Here is a 19,690-nt window from a genome sequence, read left to right as displayed (position 1 = left end):
AGATGGCTTCCCCTCGGCAGTTCATCAGAGCTAAATCAACCTAGCCGACCTGTCCGGTGAAATGGGGTGCACTCCACAGAGCGCCTTGAGATGCCCCGGGTTGCGAAGAGGCTAAGTGCCGCGCGTCGGAACTTTCTAAAAGGCGCTTTTATCCACGGAAGCAAACTGCGTTTTGACGTCTACCAGAAGACCTTGGAAATTCAGCGACTTCGGCCCTGAGTCAGTAAGATATTTGGTGCCGGAAACCGCACGCTCCGGTATTTGACACGTGAAGCAGGTGAGCCCCGCCATATGCTGTTGAGCGGCATCCGTGACCGGAAAACCCACGGCCAAATCCTGCGACAAACCCTCCATAGGCCGGTAGCCATAACGCGCAAGTCCAACAGGCTGAAAACGTCTGGCCTCCTGTTGCTTCAGAGCCTGCAACCGAGCGAGTGCAATGATGCGCGAGCCCTCGGTCGAGGTGTAATGAAGCGTGCGTGTTTCAGTATCTTCCGTCGCGAACGTTGCCGTTTGCAACAGTGACAAAACCGCAAAGGCCGCAATCGCTCTCTTAAAGACGGACATCATCATCGAAAGTCCCCAAGCCGAATCACCCGCCCGCCGTATTCGGCAGGTTTTATGAGGGTGCTACGATTGGCTGATGATTTCAATTATAAATAATTTAGTAGAATATTTCGCACGCCATGAGTTATTAAGTTTTACCTAAAATTTGTTATATTGCAGAAGCATATGATGTCGTGACCGAGTTTGGCAGGTGGTTGTGTCTGAAAATAAAACTATGAAAAATTGAACAAATCCATGTGCTGCCCAATAATCGACGCTAAAGACGAGATTTTCTGATTTTTGCGGTTTGCCAAATGCTGAGGCCAATCCATGTCGCCAGCCACGAGGTGGGATTGGTCAGTTGCTGGACTGCCAGCCAACTGTCGATTTCCAGAGCATAGGCTGCTGCAGAGCTGATCGAAATAAGAACAATGCATAGTGCAGATAAAACAAGATAGGTTTCCCTCCATTGTTTTGCGTCGAGCGGCGAACGGTTCTGCAAAAGTCCATTGCCCAAAGTCCTATTTTTCCAAGCAAAGCCCGCGAATATGATGGCTGCCGGTAAAAAGGCGAGTGAACGCCGCAGTTTGATCAGTTCCGTGGTGTTGTCGCTGAGTTGATGACTGGCCATGCCGATGGCGTAAGAGATGCCAGCGTTAACGATCAATACCAAAACGGCGCGCCAGAAGATCGACCAAAGAACACGGAAAAATAGCATTACGATTACCGCACAAAAGTTTTACGTGCTCACAAGGAATAGAGCGATCTCAGGACGAAGCAATACCCAAATCCTCGTGGAGGAAGTTGGTAGCCTTGACAGAGGATGGCTGGAATATCGCGGCAAACCCGCCCATATAAGGGGAAACAGGGAGAGTACCCGTGATACATTTTGACAATTCCTATGCGCGCCTGCCGGAGCATTTTACGGCTGCGGCGTTGCCGACGCCCGTTGCCGCGCCGCAGTTCATTGCCTTCAACAGACCGCTGGCTGACGAGCTTGGGCTTGATCTTGATGGCGTGGATGATGTGCGCCTGGCCGCTATCTTTTCCGGCAATATCGTGCCGCCTGGGGCGGAGCCTTTGGCGATGGCCTATGCGGGGCATCAGTTCGGCAACTTTGTGCCGAAGCTGGGTGACGGGCGGGCGATTTTGCTGGGTGAAGTCATTGATATCACGGGGAAACGACGGGATATTCAGCTGAAGGGCGCAGGCCCCACGCGCTTTTCGCGCCGGGGTGACGGGCGGGCAGCGCTTGGTCCGGTGCTGCGGGAATATATCGTTTCGGAGGCCATGCATGCGCTCGGAATTCCCGCCACGCGTGCGCTTGCCGCGGTGGCAACGGGCGATCGCGTGCAACGGGAGACCGGTCTGCCCGGAGGCGTGGTGACACGTGTTGCCGCTAGCCATATTCGCGTCGGCACATTTCAGTTTTTTGCGGCCCGTGAGGACAATGAAGCGATCAAGGTGCTGGCTGATTATGTCATCGACCGGCATTATCCCGAAGCCAAGCAGGCCGAGAAACCCTATCTGGCAATGCTACAGGCCATTGCTGCCCGCCAGCGCGATCTCGTTTGCCGCTGGATGATGGTGGGCTTCATCCATGGCGTGATGAACACGGATAATGTGGCTATCTCCGGTGAGACGATCGATTTTGGACCCTGCGCCTTCATGGATGAATATAATCCTAACAAGGTGTTTTCCTCCATCGATGCACAGGGGCGCTACGCCTATAACAGCCAGCCGGGCATTGCTCAGTGGAACATCGCGCGGCTTGCGGAATGCCTGCTGCCGTTGCTGGACGAGGATGCCGAGAAGGCGGTGGAGCTGGCCAATGGCGTGCTGGCGGAGTTTGCCAGCGAGTTTCCGAAGCGCTGGCTCTCGGGCATGCGCGAGAAGCTTGGGTTAAGCACGCAGGACGATGCGGATGAGCAGTTGGTGCAGGATCTGTTGGCGCTGATGCAGCGAAACGACGTGGATTTCACACTGACATTCCGCAGGCTTTGCGATGCGGCGGACGGCAGTACCGAGGCATTTCGCTGCATGTTCACCGATCTCGCGGGGGCCGACGAATGGCTGGCCCACTGGCGCCAGCGGACATGGCGCGAGAGTGCCACCGAGAGTGACCGGGCGTCCGCGATGCGGGCGGTGAACCCGGCAATTATTCCACGCAACCACCGTGTTGAGGAAGTGATTGCGGCGGCGGTGGAGGATGGTGATTTCGAGCCGTTTCATGCGATGGTTCGGGCAACGGCCCGGCCGTTTGATGAGGTGCCGGAGTTCGGCGTCTATATGCAGGCGCCAATGGGGCATGAGCGGGTTTTTCGGACGTTTTGCGGGACGTGAGGGGGGCGAGGGCGGTGGGTGTGGCTCACCCCCCTCTGTCCTGCCGGACATCTCCCCCTCAGGTGGGGAGATCGACTCGCGGCTTGCTCTCGATCTTCTCTTACGTTGAGAATTGAGCAGCGTAAGAGCCTCTAGCCGATCTCCCCCCTTGAGGGGGAGATGCCTGGCAAGGCAGAGGGGGGTAGACCGCGCACGCCGTGGCTAACGTGCGGAGGTAGACTACCCCACTTTCGCCAATCCCTCACGCGGCGCATAATATTGCCCGAAGCGATTGGCCAGGAAATCCGCCAGCGCGATATCTTCCTGTTTCACAAAGCCTTTTTGCGGCAATTTGTCCTGGCTCAACAGGTCAAGAACCGTTGTGATGCCGGCCGCGGTGGTGATCTGGATGGCGCTCATCATGCGGCCGGAAACGGGGCCGGCGTAGACTTTGTGGGCATAGGTTTCCTGCATGAAACGACCGTTTTTGGTGCCGCAGACGGTGACGAAGACAATGACGACATCCTGCATGGTGGCGGGAAGGGCGTTTTCGAACAGGTCTTTCAGCACATCGCGGCGGTTGCGCAGGTTGAGGTCGTTGAGCAGCGCCTTCATGATGGCGACGTGGCCGGGGTAGCGAATAGTGCGGTAGTTCATGGTGCGCACCTTGCCTTCCAGCGTGGAGGCCAGCGTGCCAAGACCACCTGATGTGTTGAAGGCCTCGTAGGTCATGCCGTCGAGTGAAAACTCCTCGCGTTCTTCCAAAGCTGGAACGGCGGTGAGGCGTCCCTCGACAATGGCTTCGCAGGGCTCGATATACTCGTTGATGAGGCCGTCCGTGCTCCATGTAAGGTTATAATTCAAGGCGTTGGAAGGATATTGCGGCAGTGCGCCGACGCGCATGCGCACGCTGTCCAGCTTGTCGAAACGCGAAGCGAGATCGGCGGCGACGATGGAGATGAAGCCGGGAGCAAGGCCGCATTGCGGGATGAGTGCGCTTTCTGACGTTTCGGCCAGCTTCTTGACCTTGCGGGTGGATTCCACGTCTTCGGTGAGATCGAGATAATGGGTGCCGACGGCCACGGCAGCTTCGGCAATGCCAGCGGTGAGGTGGAAGGGCGCGGCAGACAGGACGGCGAACTTGTCCTTCAACAGCGCCTGCAAGCCGAGCCGATCGGTGATGTCGACAATCTCGGTATCGACGCGTTCATGGCAGGGAACGTTGGCGAGTTGGTCTGCGGAACGGTCTGCAACGGTGACGCGGTAATCGCCGGTGACGGCAAGCATCCATGCGATGGCCGAGCCGATATTGCCTGCGCCGATGATGACGATGTGTTTCATTCTGTCCCCCTTGAGAAATGCCATTGAGGTAACAGAATGCCGCATTCGATAGTCGATTCGTAGCTTCACATTACGCGAAAGTGAGTTTAAAACTATGCATATCGGCAACAGGATTACGCATAATGCCCATCAGCGAAAAAGACCTTGCGCTGCTCTCTCTGCTGGCAGACAATGCCCGGATGCCGGTGGCTGAGCTGGCGCGCAAACTCGGCCTTTCCCGCACCACGGTGCAGGCGCGCATCGAGCGGCTGGAAGCGGACGGGGTGATCTCGGGTTACGGTATCAAGCTTTCCGACGCCTATCTATCCGGGCTGGTGCGAGCACATGTGCTGATTACCATCGCGCCGAAAGCACTGGCGGGCGTAACCGCAGCCCTTGCCGCCATCAAGGAAGTGACCACGCTGCATTCGGTCAGTGGTACCTTCGACTTGATCGCCATTCTGACGGCACCGTCTATCGCCGATCTCGACCGGTTGATCGACGGTATCGGGGCGCTTGATGGGGTGGAGCGGACGTTGTCTTCGGTGATTCTATCCACGCGGATTTCGCGGTAATTTCAACGCTTCTCCCTCATGTCCGTCCTTTTGGCTGGACCCCGACTCAGGGCCGGGCGACGGAAGCTAGGGCTTACACCGGGTCCGTACTGCCGCGTCTCGCCTTGAAGAAACTCTTCAGCCGCTGAATGTCTGGCACGCTCCAGCCCTGCGGTTGGGTGACTTCCAACCATGCATCGATGTAGTGTTCCGGAGCATAGACGTGGCCATAGCCCATGGGGGCGGTTGTGGCGGCGGCGACGTCGAGGAGCAATTGCAGTTCGGTGACGACGGGGAACCAGCGGAAGGATGTGGATACGTCGCGGCCGCGCGGTTGCTTCATCCATTCCGGCCGACGGTAAAGGGCAGCGGTTTCGAAGAAGGTGACGGGGTCGCTGGCATATTGCAGATAGACGATGCGCATTGGCCCCCACGGCTTATCCGGCATGTGGGCGTTGGTGTACTGGTCCGCAAAGCGGATCACCGAGGAATCGCGGAATTCGGGTAGCCAATAGGGTGAGCCAGGCGCGCGACCTGATGTGGCCATGCGCCATGTGGGGCTGGAGAAGGGTGGTCCGCTCCACAAAGCACCCTGAAAGGGATCTGCCAGCACGTCGTAAAGATCCGACGATTTCTGGCTGTTGAGCGCGCCGAGGCTGAGGCCGTGCAGATAGAGCTTGGGGCGGGTTTCCTTGGGCAGCGTCGTCCAGTAGCCATAGATGGCTTCGAACAGGGCGCGGGCTGTTTCCACGCCGTAATCAGGCTCCGTCAGAAGGGCGATCCAGCTGGAGAGATAGGAATATTGCACGGCAACGGTGGCAACATCGCCATTGTGCAAATATTCAAGCGTATCAATGGCTTCCGGATCAATCCAGCCCGTGCCGGTGGGAACGACGACGAGGAGCGTTTCGCGCTCGAAGCCGCCGGTCCGCTTGAGTTCTTCCAGCGCCAGCTTGGCACGCTCGGTCGGTGTCGCCCCGGCATTCAGACCGGCGTAAACGCGGATAGGCTCCATGGCAGGGCGGGAGGTGAAGGCGGAAATGTCTGCGCTGTGCGGACCGGTGGCAACGAATTCGCGCCCCCGGCGACCGAGCGATTCCCACGACATGAGCGAGGCTTCGCTGCCGGTTTTCATCGGGTCGGACGGGCGCGGCACATCGGGTTCGATGAGGCTGTCCACCTGTTTCAGCGAACTGTCCATGAAACGCAAGCCGACATCCACCACCAGCCCGTTGAGAAGCAGAACGGCGATGATGGCGGCAGCGGCAATACCGACGACGTTGGCCAGCGGGCGCGGCAAAAATCGCCGACTGCGCAGGGCAAACAGCCGTCGTATGATCTGGAACAGGCGTCCGAAACCGATCAAGAGCGCGGATACGCCGATGGCGATGGCACCGGTCTTGAGGCGGTGGGCGCTATCCAGCGGCTCCAGTTCCATCAGTGCACGAATGGAATTCTGCCATGTTGCGGCCTGCCAGAGAAACCCGACGGCGGCGACGATGGCGGCGAGCGAGATGACGAACAGAATGCCGCGCTTGTCATGCCGGGAGGGCTGCGGCAGGCCGAGATAGATGGCGATGTCCTTCAGAAAGACACCGATGAGATAACCGATGGCAAAGGAAAAACCGCACAAAACACCCTGCATGACATAGGTGCGGGGAAGCAGCGATGGCGTAAGCGAGACGCACAGCAACACCGTGCCGACGACGATGCCCGTGCTCGAAAGCGGCATGACCAAACGCCTGATCCATCTCAAGTTTTTGCTTCCTTCGCAGTTGTTTCTGGAGGCACTGTAGTATGGTCGGGAGACGTGTGGAAGAAAGATTGCGGAATAAATTTCGATGAAATAGGAAAATAATCCTTGACGGCGTTACGGTCGTTTGGTAGTGTTTAGGTACAGTCGGAGAAATGGGCGAAGCGATGGTGACGAAGGGGCGGGTGCGTTCTCTTTTACATCATCAGCGTTGTGGGTGGGGCTTACCCCCCTCTGTCCTGCCGGACATCTCCCCCTCAGGTGGGGAGATCGAATCGCGGTGATCTCTCGGCCATCTTGAACGTTGCTTGTGAAGCGGTGAGTGCGCCTCTCGCTGATCTCCCCCCTTGAGGGGGAGATGCCTGGCAAGGCAGAGGGGGGTCTCTTGCGCCAACATTTGACCTTCTCACCAACAGGCAAACCATGACATCGACAATCAATAACGACCTCTCGTTTTACCGCGAGTGGCCGCAAACGCATGTTTATGCCGATAATCCTGCAGTGCTGGAGTTGAAATCCGCACTGCCAGACAAGGCGAGCAACCAGCCTTCCGGTTCCATTGAAGGGCCGGATGGGCTGTGGCGGTTGATGAATGAGATGACCGTGGAAATGCGGGAGCAGTTTCGGTTCTTTCGCGAGTTGCGCGAAGGAGCGGGGGCGGCGCTGGATGGGGCTGATGAAGCGGCAGGCAAGGGGGCGCGGGCCGATGTGAAGGCCGCCACCGATGCCATGTCGCTGATCGTGCGGACTTTGGAAAAGATCGACACGCTGCAACGGCAACTGGCGCGTGACCACGAGGTTGTTGCCGAAAGCGAAGCCGATAATCAGGACTATGAAGAGGCGGTTGCCTTCTTCCAGAGGCGGATGAATGAGCTCGTCGAGCAAAAACTGCGGGCAAGGCTTGTCGCTGCCGGTCTTTCGCCGGAAGGGCAACCGGCTGACGGGGGAGAATGATGAGGGGCGGGCTTTGCTGCCGCGCATCGGTTCCCAGATACCGGACGTTCGCAGACAAGAGATTGCCAAAGGCATGACAGAACCGCTTGCCGAACGTCATCAAAACCAGTTCGTCACTCGCTTCAATCGAGATTGGCGTTTTGTGGGAAGTTGCCCGCAACAGCCGCCGGAAGGCGACTGGCGCAACTGGCTGCTGATCGGCGGTCGCGGTTCGGGCAAGACCCGGGCCGGGGCCGAATGGGTGCATCTCATGGCGTCCACCGGCGACCATTCCGATCTGCGCATTGCGCTGGTGGCGGAAACGCTGGGGGATGCGCGTGAGGTGATGATCGACGGTATCTCCGGCATATGCCGGATCGCCAGACGAAAGAGGCCGGATTTCGAGGCGTCTCGCCGCAGGCTGGTATGGCCGAACGGGGCGATGGCGCAGATTTTTTCGTCCGAAGACCCGGAAAGCCTGCGTGGGCCGCAGTTTCATTTTGCCTGGTCCGATGAGCTGGCGAAATGGCGTTACGCGCAGGAAACCTGGGACATGCTGCAATTCGGCCTTCGCCTTGGCGAAAGGCCGCAACAGCTGATTACCACGACGCCAAGGCCGATACCGTTGCTGAAAACGTTGATGGCCGACCCGAGCAGTCGTGTGGTGCGTATGCGCACCCATGACAATGCGGCAAACCTGTCTCCGGGTTTCATCGATGCCATGATGAAACGGTATGGCGGCACGCGCCTTGGGCGGCAGGAACTGGACGGCGAATTGATTGCGCAGCGTGATGATGCGCTGTGGAAACTGGCGGATATCGATGCCATCTTCGATGATCGGCCGGATGCTCTGGCTCGCATTGTGGTGGCGGTGGACCCGCCAGCGGGAAGCGGCGAGGGCTCTTGCTGCGGCATCGTGGTGGCGGGCATCGGCATCGACGGGCGGTTCTGGGTTCTGGCGGATTGTTCCGCTGAAGGTGCGACACCGGCGGGCTGGGCGCGGGCGGTTGTTGCCGCGCATCACCGCTTCGAGGCCGACCGGGTTGTGGCGGAAGTCAACCAGGGTGGCGAGATGGTGAGCGCGATGCTGAAAAGCATAGACGCCAACCTGCCCGTTACCATGGTGCGGGCAAGCCGGGGCAAGTTCACGCGCGCCGAACCGGTTGCAGCGCTTTACGAGCAGGGCAGGGTGCGCCATGCGGGCCGGTTTGCCAAGCTCGAGGAGCAGATGACCGATTTTGGACCCGATGGGCTGTCTTCCAAGCGCTCACCCGACCGGCTGGACGCGCTGGTATGGGCGCTGACGGCACTGGCGATGGACACGATGACGGAGCCGAGGGTACGGGGAATGTAAAGGTTTCACCACAAAGCGAAACGCCCGCGTGGGCCGTTGATGGCGCAGCGCGGGCGGTTTCAGAAACCATGCCGGTAGGGGCAATTGACGCCCCACCAAATTACTTCTTTTGGGTCTGCGAAGGTTTCGTCTGCGCGCTGACTTCGCGCATCTGACGCCATTCGTTTTCGAGACGGTCGTAGGTGGTCTGAGGGATCGTCGCGGTCATGGCATTCCTCCTTCGGTTGGCGCAGTGCATTGCTCGGTGTGAAACAGAGTAGGGGGCCAGAGGTTCCGCAATTCAAGGTAATTTTTACCCTTAAAACGGTTCGCATGAAATAAAATCGATTAGGATTTTTCTAAATCGATTTAGGTGCAGAAAGTCGCATATTAAAATCTGGGGTTTATACAGCGGGGATAACGATGTTCGACAGGCAACGTTTTTTCACAACGATTCGGATGGCACCCTTTCCGGGCCGAATGAGTGCACAGCAGGTGCAAGGCACCGAACTGGTGCTTGATGAATTCGAAGAAAGAGCGCCGGGTGGCGACGTCAGGCATCTGGCCTATATGCTGGCAACCGCGTTTCACGAAACGGCGGCAACCATGCAGCCGGTGCGAGAAACGCTGGCGGCGAGTGATGAGGCGGCGATCCGCATTCTGGACCGGGCCTATGCGGCGGGGCGGCTGGGGCAGTTCCGCACGCCTTACTGGCGACGCGATGCGGACGGCAAAAGCTGGCTGGGGCGGGGCCTGGTACAACTGACACACAAGCGTAACTACGAGGCGATGTCTGCGGTGACGGGCATAGACCTTGTGGAGCGACCGGAGCGGGCGATGGAGCCGCAGGTTTCCGCCATTATTCTCGTGGAAGGAATGCTGCGCGGCAGCTTTACCGGCAGGCGGCTTTCGCAACATTTCAGCCCGTCGCGGGCCGACTGGGAGGGTGCGAGAGCGATCATCAATGGCAATGACCGCGCCGCCCTTCTGGCGGGCTATGGTCGCGCCTTTCACACCGCCTTGATGGCCAACCGGATTGAACAGCACGCGGTGGGGTGATAGGCGATTTCCACCCAAGATTTTTGCATGACAGGTGCTTTCATGATCCGCCACATCGTTTTCTTCACCGTAGCCGAGGCCAACCGCGACGCCGTGCGCAAAGGCCTTTCCGGCCTGACCGCCATTCGCCACGCGCTGAAGCTGGAGATCGGCGAGAACGTCAAGAAAGACCAATGGGGAAACGCAGTGGACTTCATCGTCTATGGTGAGTTCGAGAACGAAGCGGCTCTGGCGGCCTACAAGGCCGACCCGGCCTATGAACTTTCGACGAATACCGTGAAGCCGCTGCGGGATACGCGGGTGGCGGCTGATTTCGACAGTGACAGGGCGGTGAAAGAGCCGATAAAATAAATCACCTTTCGGACCCACCATCCCAGCCACCTATAGGGTGGCTTTTTTGTTTTCTTTCAAAGGAAATATCCATGCGATTTTTTGGTCATCTGCCGTGGCGGCGTCCGGCGGGACGTGAGGTTGTGCGCGAAGAGAAGGCGGCGGGCGGGTTTCTGGTGCTGTCCGGGGAAGCGGGGCGGGCGCATTGGTCTGGTCGGGGGTATGGTGCGTTGTCTCGTGAAGGCTTCATGCGCAACCCGGTGGCGCACCGTGCGGCGCGCATGGTGGCCGAGGCTGCGGCTTCGGTCAGCTGGTTGCTCTACGAGGGTGACGACGAGATTGGTGAGCATGCGCTGTTGCGGCTGCTTTGCCGCCCGAACGGGCAGATGAGCGGGCCGGACTTTTTCGAGGCGCTTTACGGGTATCTGCTGCTGTCCGGCAATGCCTATATCGAGCCGCTGATGGTGGGCGAGCGGTTGCGCGAGCTGCATTTGCTGCGACCCGATCGCGTCAGCATTATCGAGGGGGCGGATGGCTGGCCTGCGGCGTTTGACTACCGCGCCGAGGGACGGGCGGCGCGGCGGATTGCCGCCGACCGGGATGGACTGGGGCTGCTGCATCTCAAGCTGTTCAACCCGCTGGACGACCATTGCGGATTTTCACCGCTTGCGGCGGCGGGGGCGGCGCTGGATTTGCACAATGCGGCCAGTATCTGGAACAAGCGATTGCTGGACAATTCCGCCCGCCCCTCCGGCGCGCTGGTCTATCAGCCCAAGGAAGGCGGCAATCTTTCCACCGAGCAATATGAGCGTCTGAAACGCGAGCTGGAGGAAGGTTATGCGGGGGCCGTGAATGCGGGGCGTCCGCTGTTGCTGGAGGGCGGGCTGGACTGGAAAAGCATGGGGCTCTCCCCCAGGGACATGGATTTCATGGAGGCGAAGAACGGTGCGGCGCGTGACATCGCACTCTCACTCGGCGTGCCGCCCATGCTGCTGGGCATTCCCGGTGACAATACCTATGCGAATTACCAGGAGGCGAACCGGGCGTTTTATCGGCTGACGGTTCTGCCGCTGATCAACCGCACGGCGGCCAGTCTGTCGTCATGGCTATCGCCGTTGTTCGAGAGAACGTTACGGCTGGAGCCGGACCTCGACAAGATTGCGGGGCTTTCAGTCGAGCGCGATGCGCTATGGGCAAGGGTGGGGGCTGCGGGGTTTTTGAGCGATGAGGAGAAGCGGGAGGCGGTGGGGTATTGAGGCGGTGTTCTCACGGGAGCATCGCGTCATATTAAACGGCAGCGGGGGGGCTTACCCCCCCCCTTTGTCCCGCCGGACATCTCCCCCTCAGGTGGTGAGCTTTCGGCCATCTCTTCCGTCGAGGTAAAAGTGATGTCGGAGCGCCCGGCCGATCTCCCTCCTTGTGGGGGAGATGTCCGGCAGGACAAAGGGGGGTGAGCCACGAGCACAAGGCTATCGAATGTCTTCGCCTCTCGCGACGTTCCACCGTTGAACCACTTTCTCAACAACCGGAATCCATCTGTGAAGGTCTGCCTTCAACCGATTCTGATGACTCGAGAAAAGCGTACAACTCCTCACGGCGGGTGCAGGGCATCCGCTGTGCAACTTATCCTACTCTAACGCGGAATGGTTACTCATGTCTGAATTTGCCAATGAGGGCAGCATTTGGGCTGCTCGTTTTACCGGTGCCGTGGCGGGAGCCGGGGTCTCGTTGATCTATATGCTGCCGCATACGCACCGCGAGGCGGCGAGCCGGTTCTTGACCGGGCTTGCCTGCGGCGTGATTTTTGGTGGGCCGGTGGGGCTTTGGATCGTCCAGCGGTTGGGTATCGCCGGTGGGCTCTCGAGCCAGGAGATCATGCTGACCGGTTCCGCCGCCGCCAGCCTATGCGCGTGGTGGGGGCTGGGCGTGATGGTGCGTGTGGCCGAGCGTTACGCAGCGCGTCCCAAGCCTTGAGCTGATCCCTCAGCGACGACTTCCTCAAAATCGCAGGAGAATTTCATGCACGCTTATCGCGGGCCGCGGCCCGCTACGCGCAAATTTGCCAATCTGGAGCTGCGCGGCATTGCTTTTGACGGTACGTTTTCCGGTTACGCCAGTGTGTTCGGCGAGGTGGATCTTGGCCGGGACGTGATCGAGCCGGGGGCGTTCAAGCGATCCATCGAGGAGCGCGGTGCCGCTGGCATTCGTATGCTCTACCAGCACGACCCGGCCCAGCCCATCGGTGCGTGGCGCTCCATTCGCGAAGACAAGCGCGGGCTGTTCGTCGAGGGTGTGCTGGCGCCTGACGTTGCGCGGGCGAAAGAGGTGCATTCGCTGATGAAGACGGGTGCGCTGGACGGACTTTCCATTGGCTTCCAGACAGTGCGGGCGGGCAAGGCCGCGCGTGGCGGCATTCGCCGCATTCTGGAGGCCGACCTTTGGGAGATTTCCGTCGTGACCTTTCCCATGCTGCCATCTGCCCGGGTTTCTAACGTCAAGCAGGCGCGGTTCTTTCGCGACCGTGACACCGAGCTGGTGCGCGCCATGCGCCTGGCGGCGAAGAGTTTGGCGGGGAATACTTTTCGGCGCTGAGGGAGGTTTGGCTTCTCCTCCGTCATACCGGACTTGATCCGGTATCTAGTCCGGCGCGTCCGCGCCGGGGAAGAGCATTGTGCGTCGCAGACGCGACGCTGCTGGGCCCCGGATCAAGTCCGGGGTGACGGCGGTTGGGTGAACCGCTGCTTTTCATCTTTTAACGATCAACAGAGGAAAACGTCATGACAGAACAGACTTCCATTCACACAGTTGCACCGCAGATCAAGGCCGTGCCTGACACGATGACGGCGGCGTTTGATGATTTCATGGAGGCGTTCGAGGCGTTTCGAGAGACGAATGATCAGCGGTTGGGCGATATCGAGCGCAAGATGGGCTCCGATGTGCTGACCCGCGAAAAGCTTGACCGCATCGACAAGGCGCTGGACGACAACAAACAGGCGATGGACGAGCTTTCATTGAAGAAAGCACGGCCTGCACTGGGTCGCCGGGGTGCGGCCAATGCGGAGACGGAAGAGCACAAGGCGGCGTTCGAGGCGTATATTCGTCGTGGTGATGAAGGTGCGCTGCGCGATCTGGAGGCCAAGGCGTTTTCCGGGAGCAGCGGCGCGGATGGCGGTTATCTGCTGCCGAACGAGACCGACAGCGACATCGGTAAACGCATGGCGGTGGTCTCGCCGATGCGCGCACTTTCGACCGTGCGAAAGGTTTCCGGTGCCGTGCTGAAAAAGCCATTTGCGCCGAGCGGAATGGCCGCTGGCTGGGTTTCTGAAACGGCGGCACGACCGCAGACCAACACGCCGCAACTTTCCGAGATGACGTTTCCGACCATGGAGCTTTACGCCATGCCGGCGGCGACGCAAGGGCTGCTGGATGATTCCGCTGTCGATATCGAGGCATGGATTGCATCCGAAGTGGATGTGGCCTTTGCCGAGCAGGAAGGCGCGGCGTTCATTTCCGGCGATGGCGTGAACAAGCCGAAGGGCCTGCTGTCCTACGACACGGTGGCCAATGGAGACTGGAGCTGGGGCAAGATCGGCTATGTGGCGACGGGTGCGGCGGGCGCCTTTGCATCTTCCGGGCCGCTGGATGTGCTGATCGACACGGTCTATTCGCTGAAAGCAGGACACCGGCAGAATGGCAGCTTCCTGATGAACCGCAAAACGCAGTCGACATTGCGCCGGGTAAAGGACACCACGGGCAACTATCTCTGGCAACCGCCAGCTTCCGCAGGCCAGGCGGCGCTGCTGATGGGCTTTCCGGTGGCCGAGGCCGAGGACATGCCCGATGTGGCGGCAAACAGCACGTCGATTGCCTTCGGTGACTTCCGCGCCGGTTATCTGGTGGTGGACCGCACCGGCATACGCATTCTGCGCGACCCTTATTCGGCCAAGCCTTATGTGCTGTTTTATACCACCAAACGTGTTGGCGGTGGGGTGCAGAACTTCGAGGCGGTGAAGCTGGTGAAGTTTGCGGCGAGTTGATGGATGATAGTGCTTCCGCCATGCCGGGGTTGGCCCGGTGTGGTGGAGGACGATAGTAAGCGTCATCGCCTGTGGCTTACCCCCCCTCTGTCCTGCCGGACATCTCCCCCACAGATGGGGAGATCGACTCGCGGATTGCTCTCGCCCATCTTGAACGCTGCGGACTGATTGAGGAGCGCGCGTCTTTCCGATCTCCCTCCTTGTGGGGGAGATGTCCGGCAGGACAGAGGGGGTGAGCCACGGGCGATGACAGACAAAGTTGCCGTTGCAACGACCATAACTTCCCGGAGACACCATGACCTATGCCACACTGACCCCGCCCCAAGCGGAGGCGTTGACGCTGGCCGATGTGAAGGCGCATTTGCGGCTGGACGGCGCGGATGAAGATGCACTTCTGGCATCGCTGATCACCACCGCCCGCGAGTATCTGGAATGCCAGACGGGCTTGTGCCTGATGCAGCAGAGCTTTCGGCTATACCTTGATGACTGGCCGCTGAATGGTGTGATTCAGATTGCAAAGGGGCCGGTGCAAGCCATCGAAAAGATTCTGGTTTTCGATGATGCGGGCGACCCCCAGGACATGACCGATATCGACAAGCTGCTGGATGGCGAAGGGCGACCGGCGCGGCTGTGGTTGCGCCAGCCGCCTGCGCCGGGGCAGCCGCTGAACGGCATCGAGATCGATTTCACCGCAGGCTTTGGCGAAAGCGGCGCGGATGTGCCGGATACGCTGAAGCGGGCGATGCTGATCCACATCGCGCATATGTTTGCCTTTCGCGGCGCGGTTTCACCTGCCGACCAGCCCGCCGGAGTGCCAGCAGGTTATGAGCGGCTGACTGCGCCGTTTCGTAGACTGGGCCTGTGAGCGATGAACCTGACATTTCTCGACCCAGGCCAACTGACGGCGCGGCTGGACGTGGAAGGGCCGGAAGAACTGCCGGATGGGCAGGGTGGTGTTGCGGCTGGCTGGCGTTTGTTGCGCTCTCTCTGGGCGGCTATCGAGCCAGTTTCGCAAGGTGCCTATGAGCGGGCATCCGCCGATGGCGTGGCGATTACTCACCGGATATGGGCCGGATTTCGCAGCGATATCGAGGCGGGCATGCGGTTTCGCAAAGGGGTGCGGGTGTTTGCTGTAAAATCGGTTATCGACCCGGATGAAACGGGCCGTTTCATTGTCTGTCGCTGCGAGGAGGAAAGCCGATGATGGCGGCCAATGCGCTGCTGCGCGCTGTTCACGTCCAGCTTGCCGGAGATGCGGTGCTGACGGGTCTGGTGGGTGCGCGCGGCATCATCGACCGGCTGCTGCCAAGGCCCGTTCTCCCTTGCGTGGCCTTCGGCGAAATCGACAGCCGTGATTATTCAACCGGCTCCGAGCGGGGTGAGGAGCATTTCCTGACCATCGAAGTGTGGAGCGAGGAGGGCGGGCGCAAGCTGGCCCAGGACATTGCGGTGCGCGTTCTGGCGCTTCTCGATGACGCCCCGCTGGCGCTGGGCGAGGGTATTGCATTGGTCAGCCTGTTTTTTCGCAACAGCCGGACTGTGCGCCAGACGAAGTCGAAGCAGTTTTTGACGGAAATACGGTTTCGGGCGGTGACGGAGTAGCACCGAATTCAATTCGAAAGGACACACCATGGTGGCGCAGAAGGGGAAAGACCTGCTGCTGAAGATCGACAACGGCGGGGCATTCGTGACCGTTGCCGGGCTGCGCACGAAGCGGCTGGCGTTCAATGCGGAAAGCGTTGATGTGACGGATGCCGAAAGTGCCGGGCGCTGGCGCGAATTGCTGGCGGGGGCTGGCATTCAGAGGGCGGGACTGACAGCATCGGGCATATTCAAGGACCAGCAAAGCGATGCGCTGGTGCGCGGGCAGTTCTTTGCCGGTGCCATTCCCGGCTGGCAGATCGTCATCCCGGATTTCGGGACCGTTACTGGGCCGTTTCAGATTACCGCGCTGGAATATTCCGGGCGGCACGACGGCGAGGTGCAGTTCGAGATTGCGCTGGAATCAGCGGGTGCCATCAGCTTCGGAGCCTTGTGATGGGAGCGGGGAATTTCGGGCGGGCTAACCGCAGGCGCGGCGAAGTGGAGGCAGTGCTGGATGGAGAGCGGCGCATTCTGTGCCTGACACTGGGGGCGCTGGCGGAGCTGGAAACCGCCTTTGCCGCCGATGACCTGACGGGCTTGGCGAGCCGCTTTGCCAGCGGGCGAATGAAAGCCGCCGATATGATCCGTGTCATCGGCGCTGGTTTGCGCGGTGCGGGCAACATGTTTTCCGATGACGATGTGGCCACCATGAGCATCGAGGATGGAATTGCCGGTTATGCGAAGATCGTGGGAGACCTCCTGACCGCAGCCTTCGCTGGAACCGGCACGGGAGGGGAGGCACCCGCTTCCCCCTGAGAGCCGCAGCGGACGCAGGCCAGGCGCATGATACCCGACCCTTTCCCTGGGGGCAGGTGATCCATGCGGGCCTGAGCCTGCTGCGGCTTTCTCCAACGGTTTTCTGGACGCTGACCCCAGTAGAGTTTTTTGCCATGACGGGTGGGATGAGGCCCCAACGCGGTGGGGTTGATCGTGGTGGGCTGGAAGGGTTGATGCGGTTGTTTCCGGATGGGTGAGGCCTACCTCTCCCACAAGGGGAGAGATGCCGCCTATCGAAAGCATAGCAATTCCAATCCACTAGCTTCCCAATTTGAATCAGAAAGGCAAGGCCGATGGCTAATGAGATGAACTTTGCCGACCAGCGTGAGGAGGCGGAGGCTTTGGCTTCTGTCATGGATGATCTGGAGCGGCGATCGCAACGGTTTGGGTCGGCGCTCACGTCTGCATTGCGAGCGGCGACCACCGGCGGCAAGGGGTTGGACAGCGTGTTGCAGGGGCTGGGGACGCGGCTTTCCAATATTGCGCTATCTGCCGGATTGAAGCCTCTGGAGAACATGCTGTCTTCAGCGGTCAGCAGCCTGACATCCGGGGCAGGATCGCTTTTTGCCTTTGCCAATGGCGGCGTGCCGGGTCGGGTGACGCCGTTTGCCGAGGGTGGTGTCGTGTCAAGCCCGACGTTTTTTCCCATGGGCGGCGATATGGGGCTGATGGGCGAGGCGGGCAGCGAGGCGATTTTGCCGTTGAAACGCGGGGCGGACGGTTCGCTGGGCGTGGCGTCGGCCGGTGGCGGCGGTGGAACGCAGATCGTGTTCAATGTGACGGCGAGTGATGCTGCGAGTTTTCGGCGCAGCGAGGGGCAGATTGCGGCGATGCTGGCGCGCAGTGTGGGGCGGGGGCAGCGGGGGCTTTAGTTTGGCGCAGGCGTGTTTTTGTGGTTGGCGTTGAGTTTGTGGCTTACCCCCTCTGTCCTGCCGGACATCTCCCCCTCAGGTGGGGAGATCGACTCGTGGCGACCTCTCGTCCATCTTTGACGCGGAGATTTAAGTGAGGTGGTTCGGCCATCCGATCTCCCCCCTTGAGGGGGAGATGTCCGGCAGGACAGAGCGGGGGGTAAGCCACGCCCGCTGCCGCCAGCGTCTGCTCTCAAAATTTCATTTTAAATCCAGGAAAATCAAATCCATGGCAGCATTTCATGAGGTGCGGTTTCCGTTGCGGTTGGCGATGGGGACGAGTGGTGGGCCGGTGCGGCGGACGGATATTGTCAATTTGTCCAACGGGCGGGAGAACCGGAACCAAAGGTGGAGGAATTCTCGGCGGGCTTATGATGCCGGGTCGGGAGTTCGGTCCGTCAGCGACCTCTATGCTGTCCTGGAATTTTTCGAGGCGCGGGGCGGGCAGCTTTATGGATTTCGGTTTCGTGATCCGGTGGATTTCCGGTCGTGTCCGCCACTGACCGTGCCGTCTGTGATGGACCAGCGGATCGGCACGGGTGACGGGGTGACGGCCGCGTTTCAGCTGGTGAAGACCTATGCCGATGCGGGCGGAGGGTGGACGCGGACCATTGCCAAGCCGGTGGAGGGGTCTGTGGTGGTTTCGGTGAATGGCATTGCGGCAACGAATGTCAGCACCGACCATGCGACCGGGATCGTGACGTTTGCGGCGGGGCATGTGCCAGCGGCGGGCGCGGCTGTGAGGGCGGGTTTCGAGTTCGACGTGCCTGTTCGTTTCGATATCGACCGCATCGATGTGAGCCTTGCTACCTTCGAGGCCGGGCGCATTCCTTCCATTCCGCTGGTGGAGATTTTGCCGTGAAAAAAGTGCCACAGGATTTCGCAGCGCATCTGGAGGGTGAGGCAACGACGACATGCCATTGCTGGAAGGTTAGCCTTCGCGATGGCGCGGTGTTGGGTTTTACCGAGCATGACGAGGCGCTGATATTTGGCGGCGTGACCTATCTGGCCGCGAGCGGTTTTCAGGCGGGCGAAAACGATAGCGAAACGGGGTTGGCGGCCAGCAGCGGCGAGGTCGCGGGCGGGTTTTCCAGCGAGGCGGTGAGTGAGGCCGATCTGGCTGCGGGACGCTACGACGGCGCGAAGGTGGAGCTTTACCGCGTCAACTGGCAGGCGCCGGAGCAGCATGTGCTGCTGAAGGTACGCGAGATTGGCGAGGTGACGCGCGCTGGTGGTGCATTCACGGCGGAACTGCGCAGTTTTGCGCACAGGCTGAGCCAGCCGCAGGGCCGCGTTTATGGACGGCGGTGCGATGCGGCGCTGGGTGATGCCAGGTGCGGGGCTGATATCGTGGCGTTTCGGGCGGATGGTGCGGTGGTTTCCGTGGATGGAACCGGACGGATGATGGTATCCGGCCTCAGCGCTTTTGCCGACGGTTTTTTCCGGCAGGGCAAGCTGGTGTTTTCAACCGGTGTGAATGCGGGCCGTAGTTTCGATCTGGACGACCATGTGGTGCGTGACGGTGTGGCGAGTTTGAATTTCTGGCTGCCGCTGGAGGCGGCCCCGCAGGCAGGCGATGCGTTCACGGTGACGGCGGGGTGCGACAAGAGCTTTGGCGTCTGCAAGGTCAAGTTTGCCAACCACCTGAATTTCAGAGGCTTCCCGCATATGCCCGGGGCAGATTTCGCCTATTCCTATGTGACGAGCCGGACTCAGCATGATGGCGGAGCGCTGTTTTCATGAGCGATATCGGTGGACGGGTTCTGGCGGTGGCCGACAGCTGGATCGGCACGCCGTACCGGCATCAGTCCTGCCTGAAAGGCGTGGGCTGCGATTGTCTGGGGCTGGTGCGCGGTATCTGGCGCGAGCTTTATGGTGATGAGCCCGAACTGCCGCCGCCCTATGCGCGTGACTGGGCCGAGCGTGGCGGCGAGGACAGGTTGATGGCGGCTGCGGAGCGGCATTTCCAGCCGGTTGCCAGCATGGTGGACGCGCTGCCGGGCGACATGCTGCTGTTCCGCTGGCGACCGGAATTCGCGGCCAAGCACGCGGGCATTCTGGCCGATGCCGATCACTTCATCCACGCCTATGAGGCGGCCTCCGTGCTGCGCTCGGCGCTGGTGCCTTCGTGGCGCAGGCGCATCGCTGGCGTTTTTCGATTTCCGTAGAGG

General features: G+C 60.3%; 24 protein-coding genes. 20 read left to right on the top strand and 4 right to left on the bottom strand.

Features of this window, described 5'->3' with window-relative positions:
• Positions 1 to 135 precede the first annotated feature (135 nt).
• Positions 136 to 573 (bottom strand): hypothetical protein, encoded by a 438-nt coding sequence (locus ATO67_RS21525; RefSeq protein ID WP_067653794.1) that lies wholly within the window; start codon positions 571 to 573, stop codon positions 136 to 138.
• 250 nt (positions 574 to 823) lie between these two features.
• Entirely contained in the window at positions 824 to 1,264 is a 441-nt protein-coding gene (locus ATO67_RS21520) for a hypothetical protein (RefSeq protein WP_067653792.1), read from the bottom strand.
• A gap of 164 nt (positions 1,265 to 1,428) precedes the next feature.
• On the opposite strand from ATO67_RS21520, the gene ATO67_RS21515 reads away from it, so the two are divergent.
• Complete coding sequence (locus ATO67_RS21515; RefSeq protein ID WP_067653823.1) at positions 1,429 to 2,889, top strand: protein adenylyltransferase SelO; 1,461 nt, start codon at positions 1,429 to 1,431, stop codon at positions 2,887 to 2,889.
• Between the two features lie 219 nt (positions 2,890 to 3,108).
• On the opposite strand, the gene ATO67_RS21510 is transcribed toward ATO67_RS21515, so the two are convergent.
• Positions 3,109 to 4,209 carry a saccharopine dehydrogenase family protein gene (locus tag ATO67_RS21510; protein WP_067653790.1) on the bottom strand — a complete coding sequence of 367 codons (1,101 nt, stop codon included), beginning with the start codon at positions 4,207 to 4,209 and terminating at the stop codon, positions 3,109 to 3,111.
• A gap of 122 nt (positions 4,210 to 4,331) precedes the next feature.
• On the opposite strand from ATO67_RS21510, the gene ATO67_RS21505 reads away from it, so the two are divergent.
• A complete protein-coding gene (locus ATO67_RS21505; protein ID WP_067653788.1) occupies positions 4,332 to 4,763 on the top strand; it encodes an Lrp/AsnC family transcriptional regulator in 432 nt (143 codons plus the stop codon).
• Between the two features lie 73 nt (positions 4,764 to 4,836).
• Here ATO67_RS21505 and ATO67_RS21500 read toward each other — a convergent pair whose 3' ends face one another.
• On the bottom strand, positions 4,837 to 6,474 hold the full coding sequence (locus tag ATO67_RS21500; RefSeq protein ID WP_067653787.1) for an alpha/beta hydrolase: 1,638 nt from the start codon (positions 6,472 to 6,474) through the stop codon (positions 4,837 to 4,839).
• 444 nt (positions 6,475 to 6,918) lie between these two features.
• Between ATO67_RS21500 and ATO67_RS21495 the strand changes: the two genes are divergently transcribed.
• The 18 genes from ATO67_RS21495 to ATO67_RS21415 all read left to right on the top strand — a co-directional run bounded on the left by ATO67_RS21495 (position 6,919) and on the right by ATO67_RS21415 (position 19,687).
• A complete protein-coding gene (locus ATO67_RS21495) occupies positions 6,919 to 7,449 on the top strand; it encodes a hypothetical protein (RefSeq protein WP_067653785.1) in 531 nt (176 codons plus the stop codon).
• Positions 7,450 to 7,522: 73 nt separating this feature from the next.
• Positions 7,523 to 8,782, top strand: a complete 1,260-nt coding sequence (locus ATO67_RS21490; protein ID WP_067653821.1) for a DNA-packaging protein — start codon at positions 7,523 to 7,525, stop codon at positions 8,780 to 8,782.
• A 459-nt stretch (positions 8,783 to 9,241) separates the two neighbouring features.
• Positions 9,242 to 9,820 carry a hypothetical protein gene (locus ATO67_RS21485; RefSeq protein WP_342585733.1) on the top strand — a complete coding sequence of 193 codons (579 nt, stop codon included), beginning with the start codon at positions 9,242 to 9,244 and terminating at the stop codon, positions 9,818 to 9,820.
• Between the two features lie 42 nt (positions 9,821 to 9,862).
• Entirely contained in the window at positions 9,863 to 10,171 is a 309-nt protein-coding gene (locus tag ATO67_RS21480) for a Dabb family protein (protein WP_067653819.1), read from the top strand.
• Positions 10,172 to 10,242: 71 nt separating this feature from the next.
• Positions 10,243 to 11,406 (top strand): phage portal protein, encoded by a 1,164-nt coding sequence (locus tag ATO67_RS21475; RefSeq protein WP_067653781.1) that lies wholly within the window; start codon positions 10,243 to 10,245, stop codon positions 11,404 to 11,406.
• 397 nt (positions 11,407 to 11,803) lie between these two features.
• Positions 11,804 to 12,124, top strand: a complete 321-nt coding sequence (locus ATO67_RS21470) for a DUF6107 family protein (RefSeq protein WP_067653779.1) — start codon at positions 11,804 to 11,806, stop codon at positions 12,122 to 12,124.
• 45 nt (positions 12,125 to 12,169) lie between these two features.
• Positions 12,170 to 12,742, top strand: a complete 573-nt coding sequence (locus ATO67_RS21465) for an HK97 family phage prohead protease (protein WP_067653778.1) — start codon at positions 12,170 to 12,172, stop codon at positions 12,740 to 12,742.
• Positions 12,743 to 12,927: 185 nt separating this feature from the next.
• Positions 12,928 to 14,187: a phage major capsid protein gene (locus tag ATO67_RS21460; protein ID WP_067653776.1), complete on the top strand. Its 1,260-nt coding sequence runs from the start codon at positions 12,928 to 12,930 to the stop codon at positions 14,185 to 14,187.
• A gap of 295 nt (positions 14,188 to 14,482) precedes the next feature.
• Positions 14,483 to 15,052, top strand: a complete 570-nt coding sequence (locus ATO67_RS21455) for a head-tail connector protein (RefSeq protein WP_067653774.1) — start codon at positions 14,483 to 14,485, stop codon at positions 15,050 to 15,052.
• A 3-nt stretch (positions 15,053 to 15,055) separates the two neighbouring features.
• Positions 15,056 to 15,391, top strand: coding sequence for a phage head closure protein (locus ATO67_RS21450; RefSeq protein WP_067653772.1), 336 nt, complete (start codon positions 15,056 to 15,058; stop codon positions 15,389 to 15,391).
• The gene (locus tag ATO67_RS21445) at positions 15,388 to 15,789 is read left to right on the top strand and encodes a DUF3168 domain-containing protein (protein ID WP_067653770.1); all 402 of its coding nucleotides are present in this window, start codon (positions 15,388 to 15,390) and stop codon (positions 15,787 to 15,789) included. The genes ATO67_RS21450 and ATO67_RS21445 overlap by 4 nt, the downstream gene beginning before the upstream one ends.
• A gap of 28 nt (positions 15,790 to 15,817) precedes the next feature.
• Positions 15,818 to 16,225 (top strand): phage major tail protein, TP901-1 family, encoded by a 408-nt coding sequence (locus ATO67_RS21440; protein WP_067653768.1) that lies wholly within the window; start codon positions 15,818 to 15,820, stop codon positions 16,223 to 16,225.
• Complete coding sequence (locus tag ATO67_RS21435) at positions 16,225 to 16,587, top strand: gene transfer agent family protein (protein ID WP_067653766.1); 363 nt, start codon at positions 16,225 to 16,227, stop codon at positions 16,585 to 16,587. Before ATO67_RS21440 ends, ATO67_RS21435 begins: the two co-directional genes overlap by 1 nt.
• On the top strand, positions 16,584 to 16,805 hold the full coding sequence (locus ATO67_RS22665; RefSeq protein ID WP_082760380.1) for a rcc01693 family protein: 222 nt from the start codon (positions 16,584 to 16,586) through the stop codon (positions 16,803 to 16,805). Before ATO67_RS21435 ends, ATO67_RS22665 begins: the two co-directional genes overlap by 4 nt.
• 96 nt (positions 16,806 to 16,901) lie before the next feature.
• Positions 16,902 to 17,480 carry a phage tail tape measure protein gene (locus tag ATO67_RS21430; RefSeq protein WP_067653764.1) on the top strand — a complete coding sequence of 193 codons (579 nt, stop codon included), beginning with the start codon at positions 16,902 to 16,904 and terminating at the stop codon, positions 17,478 to 17,480.
• Positions 17,481 to 17,748: 268 nt separating this feature from the next.
• Positions 17,749 to 18,381 (top strand): TIGR02217 family protein, encoded by a 633-nt coding sequence (locus ATO67_RS21425; protein WP_067653762.1) that lies wholly within the window; start codon positions 17,749 to 17,751, stop codon positions 18,379 to 18,381.
• Positions 18,378 to 19,262, top strand: a complete 885-nt coding sequence (locus tag ATO67_RS21420) for a DUF2163 domain-containing protein (protein ID WP_067653759.1) — start codon at positions 18,378 to 18,380, stop codon at positions 19,260 to 19,262. Before ATO67_RS21425 ends, ATO67_RS21420 begins: the two co-directional genes overlap by 4 nt.
• Positions 19,259 to 19,687 carry an NlpC/P60 family protein gene (locus ATO67_RS21415; RefSeq protein WP_067653758.1) on the top strand — a complete coding sequence of 143 codons (429 nt, stop codon included), beginning with the start codon at positions 19,259 to 19,261 and terminating at the stop codon, positions 19,685 to 19,687. The genes ATO67_RS21420 and ATO67_RS21415 overlap by 4 nt, the downstream gene beginning before the upstream one ends.
• Positions 19,688 to 19,690: the final 3 nt, after the last annotated feature.

Source organism: Agrobacterium bohemicum, from assembly GCF_001562555.1.
Classification (GTDB): domain Bacteria; phylum Pseudomonadota; class Alphaproteobacteria; order Rhizobiales; family Rhizobiaceae; genus Agrobacterium; species Agrobacterium bohemicum.
Note: the sequence above shows the minus strand (reverse complement) of the source record. Positions and strands in the feature narration are given on the sequence as shown.